Below are 16,446 nucleotides of genomic sequence, written 5' to 3'. Positions count from 1 at the left end.
TTTTATTATATCAATTCAAAAGAAATGGTGAACACTTCTTCTTCTGTTATTGTTCTGTTTAATTTATTCTTCGCTTCAGCAATCATTTGATCGCGTTCAGCTTCAATTTCCTCTTCACGATCAAACATTTCTCTTTTCAGGCGTGATACTTTTTTCTTTGCCTTTGCTAATTTTTCCTGCATCGCTAAAGCTTCCGCACCTGATAATCCTTCTTGCATCGCAGCTTTATCAATTTCTTTTTCTTCTTTCTTAGCCTCTTTTAATTCGGATTCTAATTCAAAAATCTTATCATCAGCCCAATTGTGGAATTTTTTAAATTCGCGTTGCATTAAAGCGGCATCTGTATCTTCGAGATACTTTAGCCTTTCTGCTTTAACTTTAGCATGAAATTTTTCAATTGCATCTAAATCACCTTTAAAAGTATCATTTATTGTAGAATTAAGCCCTAAAATAAAGCGGCAAATATCGTCATTTAAAACCTCGTTTTCGGTAGTAATACCAGAAAAAAGTAATACGGAATGTGATTCAATTTCAGAAGAAACCTCTAAATTACTAACTCTTAATACGCCTGACTTAGATTTTAGATTACTAACATCTGTATGAGTAACATTTACTTTACTCCAATCAAAAGAAAGATGAGCAGAAGGTGTTTTTTCCTTTTTACCCTGGATGATAATTTTTTGAGCAATTGATCCATTTATTAAAAATCGTTTAGCATCTTCACGTTTTTTATTTAATGTATATTTTTCACCATTATCTAAAATGAAGGTATAATCATCAAATATAAATTGTGCTCTGTTTTGAAGGTAAAACTGGGTTAACTCCCATAACCATTTTTCAAATTTCTCTATAAACACAATCGTGTCCGAATAAGTTGTACGTAGTTTATCAATTACACTTGCTTCAAAATGATCAAACAATTTAGATTGTACGTCTTTAACTTTTTGATTGATTTGGTCTTCGAATTCACTTTGCAGCTGGTTGAAATAGTTTTCTATCTCTTCTTTTGTTCGACACATTTTGTAAACTTCAATGATTCGTTTTTCAAAATCAACACCACTTTCAATTGAACCTAAAACCTCATCTGAAGAACCAAAAACACCATCGAATAAACGGAATTTATTTTCTAGTAATTCGTATACTCTAGTTTCTACTGCATTCGCTGCATTAATGAAATTTACAACCACCACATCATACTCTTGTCCATAGCGATGACAACGGCCAATGCGTTGTTCTACACGCTGTGGATTCCAAGGTAAATCGTAATTGACAATCATACTACAGAACTGTAAATTGATCCCCTCAGCAGCAGCTTCTGTCGCAATCATTATATCATATTGATCACTTCTGAAAGCATCTACTAAGGCTTGTCTGATATCAACGGCTTTAGAACCCGTTACTTTTCCTACATTTTTATCATCTGCAATCCAATCACGATAAATTTGATTTGATATAGGATCAGAATTATTCCCATTAAAGATTAAAATTCTTCCTGCATATTTTTCTTTCGATAAACGCTCTAATAAATATTGCTGTGTTCTAGTTGATTCTGTAAATATCAATGCTTTTTGCTTTGCACCTAACTCATTCAATTTTGTAAAGCCTTGTTCTAAAGCAATTAATAATTTTTCACCCTTTTCATTATGTTGTATGCTATTCGCAAGAATTAAAAATTCTTCTAGCTGCTTGATCTCCTCTTCTATTGCAATTTTATCATCTAAGGTAATTTCATTAAAATCATCATCATCAATAATTTCACCTTCATCAAATTCATCATCTAGATTTTCATATTCTTCTAGAAACATTTCATACAAATCATCTTCTACTACTTTAGATGATTCTAAAAGTATTCTTAACCTTTTTAATAAAGATTCTAGTGTTCTACTAATTGCGAAAGAAGATGAACCTAGTAATTTAAAAATTACTGACTGCATCAAATGTTTTTGAGCTGGCGGAAAAGCATAGGTTCTTTCTTGTCTTAGATATTCTAAAACCTTTTCATATAACTCCTGTTCTTTTTCTGTAGGAATAAATTGTTGAGTAATTGGGATACGTTCTCTATAATTGATGAATTCCTTAACATCACGACGTAACGTCCGATGTACAATTGAATTTAACCTGTTTTTTAACCCTTCAATATCTCGGTTACCAGATTCTAAAATATAATTGCGTCTAAAACTTTTAATGTCACCAAAAATCTCAGGATCGATAAAAGAAACTAAACCATACAATTCATCTAATCTATTTTGCAAAGGTGTGGCAGTAAGTAACACTTTTTTATAATCACGGATTGCATTTTGAATGGTTTGAGCAGTCACGTTACCATATTTGTATGCATTTCTTAAATAGTGTGCTTCGTCTAATACAACCAAATCCCACGAAGTCAATTGTATTTCTTCCGCGCATTTTCGAGCAAATTGATAACTACAAATTTTTATTGTATGGCCATTATCAAATGGATTTTTAATTCCAGATTTAGCTTTTTTATTGTAAGATATATTATCTAATACTTCAGCTTTTAAATAAAATTTATCTTCTAATTCGTTTACCCATTGTTTACGTAGAGAGGAAGGACAAATAATTAAAATTTTCTTTTTCCCTTCTGCCCACTTTTGGCTTAATAAAATTCCTGCTTCAATGGTTTTACCTAAACCAACCTCGTCTGCAAGAATAGCACCTTTAGAATAAGGAGATTTAAAAGCAAACAAAGCAGCTTCAACTTGGTGAGGATTTAATTCTACTTTTGCATCCATCAAGGTAGCTCCGAACTTTTCAGGACTATCTGATGTTGCTTTTTTAGACAATTCGTATGCGTAATATTTAGCTTGGTATTGGTTGATCATATTATAATCAATAATGTAATTCGGTTATGAATATACAAAAAAACCACATCAATTATGATGTGGTTTTTTTACAACTTGTTAACCAATTCAAGAATTTTTGGTTAGTTTTAATTTTGAATACTTTTTGCTTATCCGTCAATTTCTTTTTGTTCTTACGGTCCAAATAAAATTGATACTCGTAATGATTTATGATACTGATTTCCTTTAAACGATGAATAACATCGCCATTAAGACTTTTTGAAATATCTTTTCTCAACTTACTTCCTGATGTAAAGATCTTGTTACTTATAGGCAAATCCATGAATTTTGTGACGCAGCAGTTTCCTACAATCAATGTTTTTCCCGACAACTTATGCTTTATCACACATATATATTCATTGTTGGTAACTTACTATACGAACAACCTATTACACCAGAATTATCACAATAAAAGTCAAACGGAACCCATTCTTTCTTTGCTTCTAACCAATCTTCAGCAATACTTTGTTGGGTAATTACCTCAACTAATTTATATATATTATCCATCTACAAATAATTCTAAATTATTCTTCTTTAATAAGAATTCTATTGTCGATCCTTTCTTCAGGTAGTCCAGGTAAGCATTGTGATTACGGATAACGGCAACATTTGTTTGTTTTGAAAATATTTTGTTTTTATCACCATCGTAATCATGCAAATGAAGGTAATCATACGTATGTCGTAAAATTAATTTGAGTTCTTGCGTATCATCACCTTTTATTCCAACGTGCAAATGATTAAAACCAATAGAATCTTCCTCTATTACATAAAACATATCAAAACAGGATCGCAGAAATAAATCCTTTACTATATATTCATAATAATCCTTATCGTAATCGTCTTTGAAGTTTATACTCATTTCAATGTTATATTTATCAATGTCAACTGGTACAATAAAAGTGGATTTTACTTTTCTTACCTTCTTTTCCATCTTCTGGTTAAAATCATCAATATTAGATTTTAACTTTCTTTTTCTTTGAAAATACTCTGGAATGAATTTGTAATTGATTAACCAAGTTTCTGATCCATTGATTACTTTCTTTTTTACTACATCATTTACACCATATATTTTTCCAATTTGTCTCATAAGTGTTCTATACGAGACATCTATTATATTAGTTCTCCTATAAAATTCTATTGTATTCCACATTCTTAATTTTTTAAAATATTATTATTCACCATATTCTATTATTATATAATAAGATATAATGAGCCCCATTACTCATTTATTATAAATAGTCGCTTATGTCAGATAAGACATTAAAATTTTTAAATATTTACAATTAAATGAAATAGAGTTAATTAACCTTGTTTTATTCTACAAATAGTGACATCAAATTCTTGTAGTTATGTCACATCAATTTCTGGTAATTTCTTTTTTTCGCTCTTTTATGAGAAAACACTAACTAAAATCCAGATCATTTAACTGAAATCCAATCCGTAAAATGTCACTTTATAAACTAATAACGTGACATTTAGGCAATACAAAATACTGCCTAGTATGTACACATTAAGACTTTAAACCTATTTAATGAAAAATTTTAGAAATTTTTTTGGAGCGACCTGCTCGATAAGAAATTTATTGCGGAGGTACCCCTTATCTAAGCGGATACGGAGATACCCCTCCCCGTAGGGAGGTTGTTATCTACTTTTACCTTTCTTTTGGAGAATTATTGAGTTCTTCAAATCGTGAAGAGTAAAACGTACTGCTCGACCGATTTTGGTATACGGGATTAGACCATTACGTTTGTAATTATCTACGGAAGAAACTGAAATACCAAACATTGATGCAGCTTCTTCTTTTGTTAAGTAGGTATCCTTTTCCTTTAGTTCTTGTTTATTCTTTTCAAGTTCTTTTGCTACTTGTTCTTTTACGATTTGTTGAACGAAAGCCTCGTTCATAATTAAGTTGTTCATGCGTTTTAATTTTCTACTCCAAAACTACCATGAACTAAAATTAGGGATTCCCTAATTCGTCATTCCTTAATTATTTTAGCTCCGATTTTGTTAAGAATTACGTCTACTTCATTACAACTCTTAGTGGAGTTTAGTGGATTATTTTTACCAATATTTCCTTTAACCATCGCATTTAATGCCGATTGAATTGTAGTAACATTATCTCCTGTTATTAAACTAACAATCCTAGCTTTCGCATTTGTCGATACCACTAATTTATTATTATTATCCAAATGATCTAAAATACCCAGCTTGTACAATGCAATTATTTTTTTAGCGATAGAATCAAATTTCGGATCATCAGCGTCAAAATTGTTTGGATCGTTAGCTGCTGCATCGATTCGATCTAATTTCCCCTTCAAATACTGAAGTTTCTTATATTGCTGAAGCTTTACATTATCAACCATTTTTGTATCAATCCAATCAAAGAAGAGATCGTTAAAAATAATCGTTTGAAAAGATCCACCATCATAAGATAATCTATCAAGTATTTTTTCTTGCTCCGCCTGGATCAAATTTTTTTCTTCGATGAGATCTTTACCCTTTAATTTGTTATTTAAAAGTAATTCAAACGTTTCAAAATGATTAAAGTCCCAATCAATACTTTCTTCCTCCCCTGAAGTAATTAATCTTTTGAATAGCTCTGTATAATCAACTGAATCTTTAAAGTCCTTTTCTATTGATATTTCTAATAATCCATCAAAAACCTCCCAATATTCTAAAAATTTCATTCGTTTGATATATTAATTTCTACATCTTTTAATACCATTTCCAGCAATCTAGCTTCTTGGTTTTTATTCATTTTAATGTAACCTTTCACCGTCTTCTCTTGTTTATGACCAGTTGCTAGCATAATAACATCTAATGGAACCCCTTTAGAATAATAAATGGTAACAAAAGATCGACGTGCTGTATGTGATGAAATCTTATCCATTCTCTTAATATTCTCATTATTTATTAATGGACGCTCTAACAAACTACATTTCTTAGCTATAGCTTGTAGTTTTTTATTAAACTTTTGATTCGAATATCGAATTGGCCAACCCAAAGGATATTTGTCTAAAATTTGTTTCAAATTTTTCATCAACGGAAAATGAACTGATATTTTGGTTTTCTCTTGAATAAATTTAAGTGATCCATCATCATCAACATAATTAGAAGTAATCTTATTTAAATCTGAAAACCTCTGTCCAGTAATTACTAAGGCTAAAAATTGATCTCGAACTAATTCAAGTGAACTATCATAATTCAAATCTAGGTTAATAAACTCATTCAACTCTTCTTCCGTTAAAGCAATTTGATAAGACTCCTCGTCCTTAGTTAAGAATGAATTAACTTTATAGTAAGGATGTACAGAATATCCTAATTCTTCAGCAAACTTCAAAACTGTCCTTATATATTTTAAACGACGATAAATAGTTGGTCCTTTATAATCTAATTCAAAAAATAAATCAATAAGGCTATTCCTTATATTAACATCAAAATTATCTAATGTAACTATTTCTTTATTTAGAAGTTCATAATTCACAATATTTGTCTTTGTTTGATTGATCGTTTGAATAGATGATTCTTTTAAATACGTTTTAGTTTTGATATACAAATTGAATGCTTCTACCAATGTTGTAATTTTAGGTTTTGAATCAATTTTACCACCACCAAAAAAATAATTCTTAAATTTCACTTTAAATTCTTCTTTCAGCGGAGGTCTTCCAAACCCATTAGTTAAAAAAATATATACATCCGTAGCTGATGATTTCATCTTCTCTAGATGAGAGTTAATTTCTAGACCAGTTTTATTAAAATTAGAGTCCTTAACTTTCATTTTTAAAGGATTCCAATTTTTTGGCAATATTTTCTTTTTAGAGCTTATTCTAATTTGTTGCGAATCCCATCTCACTACCATTTCTATTGTCGTTTCTAAGTTTGAAGATGGTTTTGCTAATACGAAAGTTACATTCATAATACTAAGCGTTTTTATAAAAATACAAAAACGGATGGAAAAACGGATGGAAAATTTAATAGTTGTTAATAGAAGAATTTTTATAAAAATATAAAACCTCCTAAAATTGAAGGTTTTATAATGGTTACATAACTAGTAACATTTAAAGTTGTGGAGCTGGCGGGATTCGAACCCGCGTCCAAACAAGCAACAAATAAGCTTTCTACATGCTTAGTTTATTATTAATTTTCGACGATATCCTGAGAATAAACACTCTGTCAACCGCTTATCATCTTAAATCTCGAAACCTATCCGATGCACTAAGGTTCCTATTCTTACTTTCCCGTGTCCCTGTATCAAACGCCGTAAGTCAAGGCTTTTGAGGGACATTCAGCTTCTATACCTAGTATAGACGTGGCGTATTCTTACTAAAATTCAGAATTATGCAGCTAAAGCGTACTCTTCGTTGCCAGTTAAAAAGTTGAAGTGCCTGATTAAAGTGAGTACACAACCTATCACTGCATGCTTACTTACCCATTGGCCCTGCTGTCAAAACCAGTCAGCCCCTTAAAGTAAGTTGTCAATCAATTATTAACGGATGCCAAATGTACAAATATTATACCAATTAGAATTAACTTTTCTTAAACATATTTGCTGGTTTAAAAGAAGTATCTTAGAAAAAATCAAAAATTTTAAAATCATGGCAAACTTAGTTAACGTACCTACTTTCAAAAATCAGTACTACAATTACATTAATGGTCAATTTACTCCTCCTACTCAAGGAAAATATTTTGATGTAATTACTCCTCTTACAGGAAAAGTTTTTACAAAAGCTGCTCATTCAACTGAAGAAGATTTGACTAAAGCTGTTGACGCAGCTCATGAAGCATTCAAGACGTGGAGTCAAACATCAGCAACAGAGCGTAGTATTATTCTGAATAGAATCGCGGATCGTATGGAGCAAAATTTACAAGATATTGCTGCTGTAGAAACTTACGACAATGGTAAACCAGTTCGCGAAACCTTAAATGCTGATATTCCTTTGGCAATAGATCATTTCAGATATTTTGCTTCGGTAATTCGTGCAGAAGAAGGGTCTATTAACGAGTTAGATAAAGATACTGTATCTATCATTGTTCACGAACCAATTGGTGTTGTGGCGCAAATTATTCCTTGGAACTTCCCAATTTTGATGGCTGTTTGGAAATTAGCTCCTGCTTTGGCTGCTGGAAACTGTGTAGTTTTAAAACCTGCTGAATCTACTCCTATCTCGATTTTATATTTATTCGAATTAATTGGAGATTTATTACCTCCAGGAGTTGTTAATATTGTAAATGGTTTCGGTGGAGAATTAGGTCGCGCATTGGTGACAAATCCTAAAGTATCGAAAGCTGCATTTACAGGATCTACAGCTACAGGGCGTTTCGTGATGCAATATGCAACAGAAAATATTATTCCAGTAACGTTAGAATTGGGAGGAAAATCGCCTAATGTATTCTTCGAATCTGTAATGGATCATGATGATGATTTCTTAGACAAAGCAATTGAAGGTGCAGTATTATTTGCTCTTAATCAAGGAGAAATTTGTACATGTCCTTCACGTTTATTGATTCAAGAATCTATTTATGATAAATTTATTGCGCGAGTTGTAGAGCGTGTAAATGCAATAAAAGCAGGTAACCCTCTTGATCCTGAAACAATGATTGGTGCACAAGCTTCTCAAATTCAATATGACAAAATTTTAAGTTATATTAATTTAGGAAAAGAAGAAGGTGCCGAATTATTAACTGGTGGAGATGCAAATCATTTGGAAGGAGACATCGAAAACGGATATTACATCAAACCAACGTTATTTAAAGGACATAACAAAATGCGTGTTTTCCAAGAAGAAATTTTTGGACCTGTATTAGCTGTTACAACTTTCAAAGATGAAGCAGAAGCAATAGAAATCGCAAATGACACAATTTATGGTTTAGGAGCTGGTGTTTGGACGCGTGATGCTCATCAGTTGTATCAAGTTCCACGTGCTATTCAGGCTGGTCGTGTTTGGGTTAATCAATATCATAGTTATCCTGCTGGAGCGCCTTTCGGAGGTTATAAACAATCTGGTATCGGACGTGAAAACCACAAAATGATGTTAGACCATTACCGTCAAACTAAAAATATGTTAGTTTCTTACAGCAAAAAGAAATTAGGTTTCTTCTAAATCAATAATTAATTAAAATCTCAAAAAATGAAACGTGTTGATGCAACAGAAAAAGCAATTAATTTATTGAATGAATTAAAAGCAAAACATGGCGATTTAATGCTTTATCAAGCAGGAGGTTGCTGTGAAGGAACGCAACCGCAATGTTTCAGAAAAGGAGAATTTTATCTTCGATACAAAGATGTTTGCATTGGAGAAATTGATGGAGTTGAATTTTGGATTGACAAAGATTTGTTCGAATATTGGAAACATGCACATTTCGAATTAGATGTGATTGATGCAATTGGCGCAGGAGGTTTTTCGTTAGAAGTTCCACTTGGCAAAACATTTAAAGTCAATTATCGAATATTCTCTCAAGATGAAGTTAATCAATTAGACGAAGTCAAAATCAATTTATAACAGAAAAGCCATTTGCAATGCAAATGGCTTTCTTATTTATGATAGAAATAATTTTATCCTAAAACTTCAATCGCTTTGTTGATACGCGCAATCGTTTCCTCTTTTCCTAAAGTTGCCATAATTACAGGAACATCTGGTCCTTGTAAAGCACCAACTAAACTAAGACGTAAAGGCATTCCGATTTTTCCAAATCCAATTTCTTGCGTTGTAACAAATTCTGCCATTGCATCGTGTAAAATTTCTGACGTAAACTCTGATGAATTTAAAACGTCAACAAATTTTCCTAAAATCTCTTTAGAATCATCTTTCCAAGCTTTTTTAGCTGCTTTTTCGTCGTAAGTAGAAGGAGCTATATAAAAGAATTGACCTTGTTCGAAAATATCTTTTACAAAGTTTGCTCTTTCTTTTAACAATTCAACCACTTTTACATCTAAAGCTGGATTCGCTTCGATTCCGTTTTCTTTTAAAACTTCTTCGAAAGATGGTAATAATTCTTCAACAGATTTTTGTTGTAAATATTGATGATTAAACCAAGTTGCTTTTTCTGGAGAAAAACGTGCTCCTGATTTTGAAACTTTTTCTAATGAAAATAATTGAATCAATTCTTCCATTGTAAAAATCTCTTGATCAGTTCCAGAATTCCACCCCAATAAAGCTAACATATTCAATACTGCATCTGGGAAATAACCTTCTTGTTTGTATCCTTTTGCAATTCCTTCTTCTGTTTTCCATTCCATTGGGAAAACTGGAAATCCGTGTTTATCTCCATCACGTTTGCTTAATTTTCCTTTTCCTTCTGGTTTTAGGATTAATGGTAAATGTGCGAAACGAGGCGCTTCCCAACCAAATGCATCATACAATAATTCGTGTAAAGCCATTGATGGTAACCATTCTTCTCCACGAATTACGTGAGAAATTCCCATCAAATGATCGTCTACAATATTAGCTAAGTGATACGTCGGCATTCCATCAGATTTAAACAAAACTTTATCATCTAAAGTTGCTGCATCAATCGTGATTTTTCCACGAATCATATCATCCAATAAAACCGTACGAGAATCATCAATTTTGAAACGAATCACATAAGGCGTTCCATTCTCAATTAAAGCTTTTGTTTCATCTTCCGTCAATGATAAAGAGTTTTTCAACTTTCCTCTTGTTGACCAGTTATAAATAAATGTTTCTTTATTTTCTTCTGCTTTTGCACGCGCAGCATCTAATTCTTCTGCTGTATCAAACGCATAATATGCATTTCCAAAAGCTAATAATTCGTCTACATATTGTTGGTAGATTTCTTTACGCTCTGATTGACGGTAAGAACCTAAATCTCCACCAAAACCAACACCTTCATCAGGAGTTAAGCCTAACCATTTTAACGAATCGATAATATATTGTTCAGCACCTTCCACATAACGTGTTTGGTCTGTATCCTCTATTCTTAATAAGAATTTTCCGTTATTATGTTTTGCGAAAAGATAATTGTATAACGCAGTACGGACTCCTCCGATGTGTAACGCACCTGTTGGACTTGGCGCAAATCTTACACGAACTTCTTTTGCCATTGTATCAAAATTTTTGCAAATTTAAGTCGTTCAATTCTATAATAGATATTTATTTTAAATAATATTCTATTTTTTATCTTCGTAAAACAAAAATTCAACAAAATAAAACCACATAAAAATGAAATTATATACAATAGAAACAGGAAGTTTTAAATTAGATGGCGGTGCCATGTTCGGAATTGTACCAAAATCGATTTGGAATAAAACCAATCCTGCTGATGATAGAAATTTAATAGATCTTGCCATGAGATGTCTATTAATCGAAGATAGCGAAAGATTAATATTGATTGATACAGGAATAGGAACTAAACAAGATGCAAAATTCTTTGGTTTTTATTATTTATGGGGCGATGCTACTTTGGATAATTCTTTAGCCAAACATGGTTTTCATCGCGATGATATTACAGATGTTTTCTTGACGCATTTACATTTTGATCATTGTGGTGGCGCAATTCAATACAACAAAGAGAAAGATTATTTAGAAGCTTCATTCAAAAACGCAAAATTTTGGTCAAATGCGAATCATTGGGATTGGGCAGTGAATCCAAATCCTCGTGAAAAAGCATCTTTCCTGAAAGAAAATATTTTACCTCTACAAGAAAGTGGACAACTTAATTTGATTGATTTACCTCAAAATGGAACAATTTTAGAAAATTCTCCACTCGGTTTTGATATTTTATTTGTAGACGGACATACCGAAAAACAAATGTTGCCAATCATTACATATAAAGGCAAAAAAATTGTTTACATCGCAGATTTAATCCCTACTGTAGGACATATCCCACTAATTTATGTAATTGGATATGATACTCGTCCTTTAATAACTTTAGAAGAAAAAGGAGATTTTTTACAAAAAGCCGTAGAAAATGAGTATATTTTATTTTTCGAACACGATCATGTGAACGAATTAGCAACATTAAAAATGACCGAAAAAGGTGTAAGATTAGATCAAACTTATTCATTTTCAGAAGTTTTTGATTCAATATAAAATCGTAATCTTAACAAAAATGATTTCACAAATTCAGAAAAATATTTTCATACCTTTGTGTTGTCATTTAAAAAAATTATAGAAGCATGGGATGTGGATCTTGTGGAACTTCTAGTGGCCTTCCGAAAGGATGTAACAATAATGGTGCTTGTGGCACTGATGGTTGTGGAAAATTATCAGTTTTTGATTGGTTATCGAATATGCAACTTCCAAATGGACAAGAAAAGTTCAATTTTGTGGAAGTTCGTTTCAAAAACGATCGAAAGTTTTATTATAAAAACGAAAACAACATATCTCTAAATATTGGCGATGTAATCGCTGTTGAAGGAACACCTGGTCATGATATTGGGGTTGTTACACTTACGGGTGAGCTTGTTAGAATCCAGATGAAAAAGAAGAATCTTTCGTGGACTGCGGAAGATGTCAAAAAGGTTTATCGCAAAGCGAACCAAAAAGATATCGAAACTTGGCAAGAGTTTCGTGACAGAGAAAAACAAACAATGGTTGATTCTCGAATTATGGCTAAAAATCTTAATTTGGAAATGAAAATTTGTGATGTTGAGTACCAAGGAGATGGAGCGAAAGTTACATTTTATTATACAGCAGAAGGACGTGTCGATTTCCGTCAATTAATCAAAGAATACGCAGGTAAGTTTGGCGTAAGAATTGAGATGAAACAAATCGGATATCGTCAAGAAGCAGCAAAAGTTGGAGGAATTGGATCATGTGGACGCGAATTGTGTTGTTCAACTTGGTTAACAGATTTCCGCTCTGTGAGCACTGCTGCGGCACGTTATCAACAATTGTCAATTAACTCTCAAAAGTTAGCTGGACAATGTGGTAAGTTAAAATGTTGTTTAAATTTTGAATTAGATTCATATTTAGATGCATTAAATAGTTTTCCGTCAATGGAAAGCCGTTTCGAAACTGAAAAAGGTTGGGCACATTGTGTCAAAATCGACGTTTTCAAGAAAGAAATGTGGTTTGCTTATGATAAAGGAGGAATTGTTTGGTACAAATTTTCGGTAGACGATATTCAAGAATTTTTAGCGATAACAGCTAAAGGTCAAAAAACTGAACCTTTAGAGGACTTGGCTAAAAATGTAGAAGAATCTAAACCAGATTTTACAGATGTAATTGGCGAAGATTCTTTAGAGCGTTTTGAACGTAAAGAAAAGCAAAACAAAAAACGTAAAAGAATTAAAAACAATACTAATTCTGGAAACGAAAAAGTTGCAGCGAATGCGAATAATCAACGACCTCAACAGGCTAAACCAAAGCAGCCAAATGAGCGAAAAGATCAAGCAAGTCGTCCTGAAAATAAACAAGGAAAGAATCCTAATCAGTCTAAAAAGAATAATCAAAATAGACCGAATAAAAATTCGAATCAGAATCAACAAAATCAGCCTAGAGAAAAGCAACAGCCAACTCAGGCAAAAGAGCAACAAGCTCAACCAAATACTGATCAGCAAAAGCCGCAAGGAAATAATCGCAATCGTAATCAGCAAAAACGAAAACCGAATAATCCGAACAACAATAGCCAACAAAATAATCAGGCTAATCAGTCAAGTCAACAACCAAAAAAACAACCTCAGCAGAATAATAATCAACCTGCTGAACCAAAAGCAAATGCTTCGGGAGAGAATCCAAATAATGCTCAACCGAATCCAAATAAATCGAAGAATCGAAATAAAAAAAGATTTAATCGTGGGCCAAAACCAGATAATACGCAAGAGTAGCTTGCTTTTTATTTTTGTCGTTTTATTGTTTAGCTGCGAAGCAAAACATTATTATCAAGACACAAAAAATGTAAAAGACCAATGGAAAAGTAATCAACCTCAAACCTTTACGTTTGATGTAAAAGATCCTAAACCTGCGGCTGTTAACATTGGATTTGTCTTAAGAAATAATACGTCGTATGAATATAGTAACTTATATTTGTTCACAAAATTCATCGATCCTAAAGGAAATGAAATGATTGATACCTTACAGTATTACATCGCAAATCCTGATGGAAGTTCGATTGGTAAAGGAATGACTACAAAAGAAATGATGTTGGTTTATCGAGAAAAATTACCGATTAAAGATTCTGGTCGCTATCAGCTAAAGATTTGGCAAGGTATGCGAACTAAAAATTTAAAAGGAATCGAAGACATTAGTTTGATTGTTGATAAAGCTGAATAATAAAAAATGGAAAACAATAACAATCCTAAAACAAGCACTACTTCTAAAGCAAAAAAGAAGTTCAATAGCTTTTCATTAGTTAAAAAAATAATCGTCACTATTTGGGTATTATTTTTTGCTGGTATATTGGGTATTTTCGGAATTTTTTGGGCTACATCTAACGGATGGTTAGGTGAAATACCTAATGTTCGCGACTTAGAAAACCCTGATATTTATGTTTCATCAGAAATTATTTCTTCTGATGGTGTTTTACTTGACCGTTTTGAAGCAGAGCGTAGAACACCAGTAGACTATAAAGATTTACCTCCGCATTTGGTAGATGCTTTGTTAGCAAAAGAAGATGTTCGTTATTTTGAACACTCAGGAGTCGACATCAAAGCTGCATTCCGTGCAATTTCTTCAGGTGGTGAGTCAGGTGGTGGTTCTACTATTACACAGCAATTAGCAAAACAATTGTATACAAAAGATCCTTCTTCTAACAAAGTAAAACGTGGTTTACAGAAGTTAAAAGAATGGGTAACATCTGTTCAATTAGAAAAATTATATACAAAAGAAGAAATTATTGCAATGTATTTCAATAAATTCGACTTTATATATGGCGCAAAAGGTATCGAATCTGCATCAAAAGTTTATTTCAATAAAACAACAAAAGAATTAAACCTTGATGAAGCTGCAACATTGGTTTCTATGTTTCAAAACCCTGTGAAATTTAATCCAATAAAAAATCCTGCATTATCTACAGAAAAAAGAAATCTTGTATTGGATCAAATGATGAAATACAATAAAATTTCTCAGGCTGAAGGAGAAGCTGCTAAAGCAACTCCATTGGTTACAGATAAGCAAGACATCATGAAAACTGATGATTCGCATTCAGCTTATTTCAAGACAGCTTTACGTAAAGAAATCACGGATTGGATGGTTGAATACGAAAAAGAAACTGGAAAATCATATAATTTAGAGAAAGATGGTCTTAAAATCTATGTAACATTAGACTCTAGAATGCAAACTCTTGCAGAAGAAGCTGTAAAAAAACAATTAAAAGTTTTACAAGATCAATTTTTTGGAGAGCAACGTGGTCGTAGTTTAGCACCATTTTACAATGTATCTGCTGATAAAAGAACAAGAATCTTTAAACAAGCAATGCAACGTACTGATTTGTTTAAGAAAATGAAGGCAGAAGGAAAATCAGAAGCCGAAATCGAGACTATTTTCAATACACCTCGTGATTCTGTACAATTCTTTACTTGGAATGGTATTCAATACAAAAAAGGAAAAACGTTAATGGACTCTATTGAGTACCACAAACATATTTTACAAGCTGGTTTAATGTCGATGGACCCTAAAGATGGTACGATTAAAGCTTGGGTTGGCGGAATAGATTGGAATTATTTCAAATTTGACCACGTAAAACAAGCGCGTCGTCAGGTTGGTTCTACTTTCAAGCCATTTGTTTATGCAACAGCAATTAATCAATTAGGATTAACGCCTTGTCATACTGTATCTAATGAGAGAATACCAGGTAAATGGTCTCCTCGTAATGCTAATGGTCGATATGGTGGATCTCAAGATTTGAGAACAGCTTTAGCTTATTCTACTAATATTGTTGCAGCTCGTTTGATTATGCAAACAGGTACAGAACCTGTTATTCAAATGACTCGAGATCTAGGAGTTGAATCTCCAATTATAAACGACCCTACAATTGCTTTAGGTTCTGCTGATTTATCATTATATGAAATGGTTGGAGCAATGAGCGCTTTTGCAAATGGTGGTATTTATATTAAACCTCAGTTAATTTTAAGAATAGAAGATAAACAAGGTAAAGTAATTCGTGACTATACGCCAAAAACACGCGAAGTTGTAAACGAAAATGTTGCTTATACAATGATTGATTTAATGAAAGGTGTTGTAGACAGAGGTTCTGGTGCACGTCTTAGAAATCGTTATGGTATGACAGCAGAAATCGCTGGTAAAACAGGTACAACAAACGAAAACTCCGATGGTTGGTTTATGGGACTTACTCCAAACTTGGTAACAGGTGTTTGGGTTGGTGCAGAAGACCGTTTTGCTCACTTCGAAAGTACAGCAACAGGACAGGGAGCTAATACAGCTATGCCTATTTGGGCTTACTATATGCAAGGCGTATACAAAGAAGGAGGTAAATTTGGCGTAACACAAAGTGATAAGTTTGAGAAGCCAAAAGATATTGAGAAACATTGGGATTGTTCAAATACATATGGATTCCATCAATATGATCAAATCTACGATCCAGGTCCAATTATAGAAGGTAGCGGAAGCGAAAGCGTCGGTGAAAACTATGAAATACCTGAAGAAGAAGGTCAATAATAATTTAA

The 16,446-nt window shown here is 32.5% G+C and carries 14 protein-coding genes and 1 other RNA gene; 6 read left to right on the top strand and 9 right to left on the bottom strand.

The window, feature by feature from the left end; genetic code table 11:
* Positions 1 to 5 precede the first annotated feature (5 nt).
* The 8 genes from QHG34_RS07695 to ssrA all read right to left on the bottom strand — a co-directional run bounded on the left by QHG34_RS07695 (position 6) and on the right by ssrA (position 7,323).
* Positions 6 to 2,843 carry an SNF2-related protein gene (locus tag QHG34_RS07695; RefSeq protein ID WP_282629628.1) on the bottom strand — a complete coding sequence of 946 codons (2,838 nt, stop codon included), beginning with the start codon at positions 2,841 to 2,843 and terminating at the stop codon, positions 6 to 8.
* A gap of 52 nt (positions 2,844 to 2,895) precedes the next feature.
* Positions 2,896 to 3,144: a hypothetical protein gene (locus QHG34_RS07690; RefSeq protein WP_282629627.1), complete on the bottom strand. Its 249-nt coding sequence runs from the start codon at positions 3,142 to 3,144 to the stop codon at positions 2,896 to 2,898.
* Between the two features lie 59 nt (positions 3,145 to 3,203).
* Entirely contained in the window at positions 3,204 to 3,368 is a 165-nt protein-coding gene (locus tag QHG34_RS07685; protein WP_282629626.1) for a hypothetical protein, read from the bottom strand.
* On the bottom strand, positions 3,361 to 3,948 hold the full coding sequence (locus QHG34_RS07680) for a hypothetical protein (RefSeq protein ID WP_282629625.1): 588 nt from the start codon (positions 3,946 to 3,948) through the stop codon (positions 3,361 to 3,363). The genes QHG34_RS07685 and QHG34_RS07680 overlap by 8 nt, the downstream gene beginning before the upstream one ends.
* Before the next feature lie 554 nt (positions 3,949 to 4,502).
* Positions 4,503 to 4,778: a helix-turn-helix domain-containing protein gene (locus tag QHG34_RS07675; protein WP_282629624.1), complete on the bottom strand. Its 276-nt coding sequence runs from the start codon at positions 4,776 to 4,778 to the stop codon at positions 4,503 to 4,505.
* Positions 4,779 to 4,837: 59 nt separating this feature from the next.
* Positions 4,838 to 5,548 carry a hypothetical protein gene (locus QHG34_RS07670; protein WP_282629623.1) on the bottom strand — a complete coding sequence of 237 codons (711 nt, stop codon included), beginning with the start codon at positions 5,546 to 5,548 and terminating at the stop codon, positions 4,838 to 4,840.
* On the bottom strand, positions 5,545 to 6,777 hold the full coding sequence (locus QHG34_RS07665; RefSeq protein WP_282629622.1) for a site-specific integrase: 1,233 nt from the start codon (positions 6,775 to 6,777) through the stop codon (positions 5,545 to 5,547). Before QHG34_RS07665 ends, QHG34_RS07670 begins: the two co-directional genes overlap by 4 nt.
* 148 nt (positions 6,778 to 6,925) lie before the next feature.
* Positions 6,926 to 7,323, bottom strand: a transfer-messenger RNA (tmRNA) gene (gene ssrA, locus QHG34_RS07660).
* A 133-nt stretch (positions 7,324 to 7,456) separates the two neighbouring features.
* On the opposite strand from ssrA, the gene QHG34_RS07655 reads away from it, so the two are divergent.
* Positions 7,457 to 8,962, top strand: coding sequence for an aldehyde dehydrogenase family protein (locus QHG34_RS07655; protein WP_282629621.1), 1,506 nt, complete (start codon positions 7,457 to 7,459; stop codon positions 8,960 to 8,962).
* Positions 8,963 to 8,989: 27 nt separating this feature from the next.
* Positions 8,990 to 9,361, top strand: a complete 372-nt coding sequence (locus tag QHG34_RS07650; RefSeq protein ID WP_282629620.1) for a DUF779 domain-containing protein — start codon at positions 8,990 to 8,992, stop codon at positions 9,359 to 9,361.
* Positions 9,362 to 9,414: 53 nt separating this feature from the next.
* Here the strand turns inward: QHG34_RS07650 and gltX are convergent, their stop codons facing one another.
* A complete protein-coding gene (gene gltX, locus QHG34_RS07645) occupies positions 9,415 to 10,923 on the bottom strand; it encodes a glutamate--tRNA ligase (RefSeq protein WP_282629619.1) in 1,509 nt (502 codons plus the stop codon).
* 118 nt (positions 10,924 to 11,041) lie between these two features.
* Between gltX and QHG34_RS07640 the strand changes: the two genes are divergently transcribed.
* From QHG34_RS07640 to QHG34_RS07625, 4 genes are all read left to right on the top strand, one after another.
* Complete coding sequence (locus tag QHG34_RS07640; protein ID WP_282629618.1) at positions 11,042 to 11,911, top strand: MBL fold metallo-hydrolase; 870 nt, start codon at positions 11,042 to 11,044, stop codon at positions 11,909 to 11,911.
* Between the two features lie 86 nt (positions 11,912 to 11,997).
* Complete coding sequence (gene ricT / locus QHG34_RS07635; protein ID WP_282629617.1) at positions 11,998 to 13,650, top strand: PSP1 domain-containing protein; 1,653 nt, start codon at positions 11,998 to 12,000, stop codon at positions 13,648 to 13,650.
* A 1-nt stretch (position 13,651) separates the two neighbouring features.
* Positions 13,652 to 14,095: a gliding motility lipoprotein GldH gene (locus tag QHG34_RS07630; protein ID WP_282629616.1), complete on the top strand. Its 444-nt coding sequence runs from the start codon at positions 13,652 to 13,654 to the stop codon at positions 14,093 to 14,095.
* 6 nt (positions 14,096 to 14,101) lie between these two features.
* Positions 14,102 to 16,438, top strand: coding sequence for a transglycosylase domain-containing protein (locus QHG34_RS07625; protein WP_282629615.1), 2,337 nt, complete (start codon positions 14,102 to 14,104; stop codon positions 16,436 to 16,438).
* The last annotated feature ends 8 nt before the right edge of the window (positions 16,439 to 16,446 follow it).

Origin of the sequence: Empedobacter sedimenti (genome assembly GCF_030005555.1) — a bacterium.
Taxonomy (GTDB): domain Bacteria; phylum Bacteroidota; class Bacteroidia; order Flavobacteriales; family Weeksellaceae; genus Empedobacter; species Empedobacter sedimenti.
Note: the sequence above shows the minus strand (reverse complement) of the source record. Positions and strands in the feature narration are given on the sequence as shown.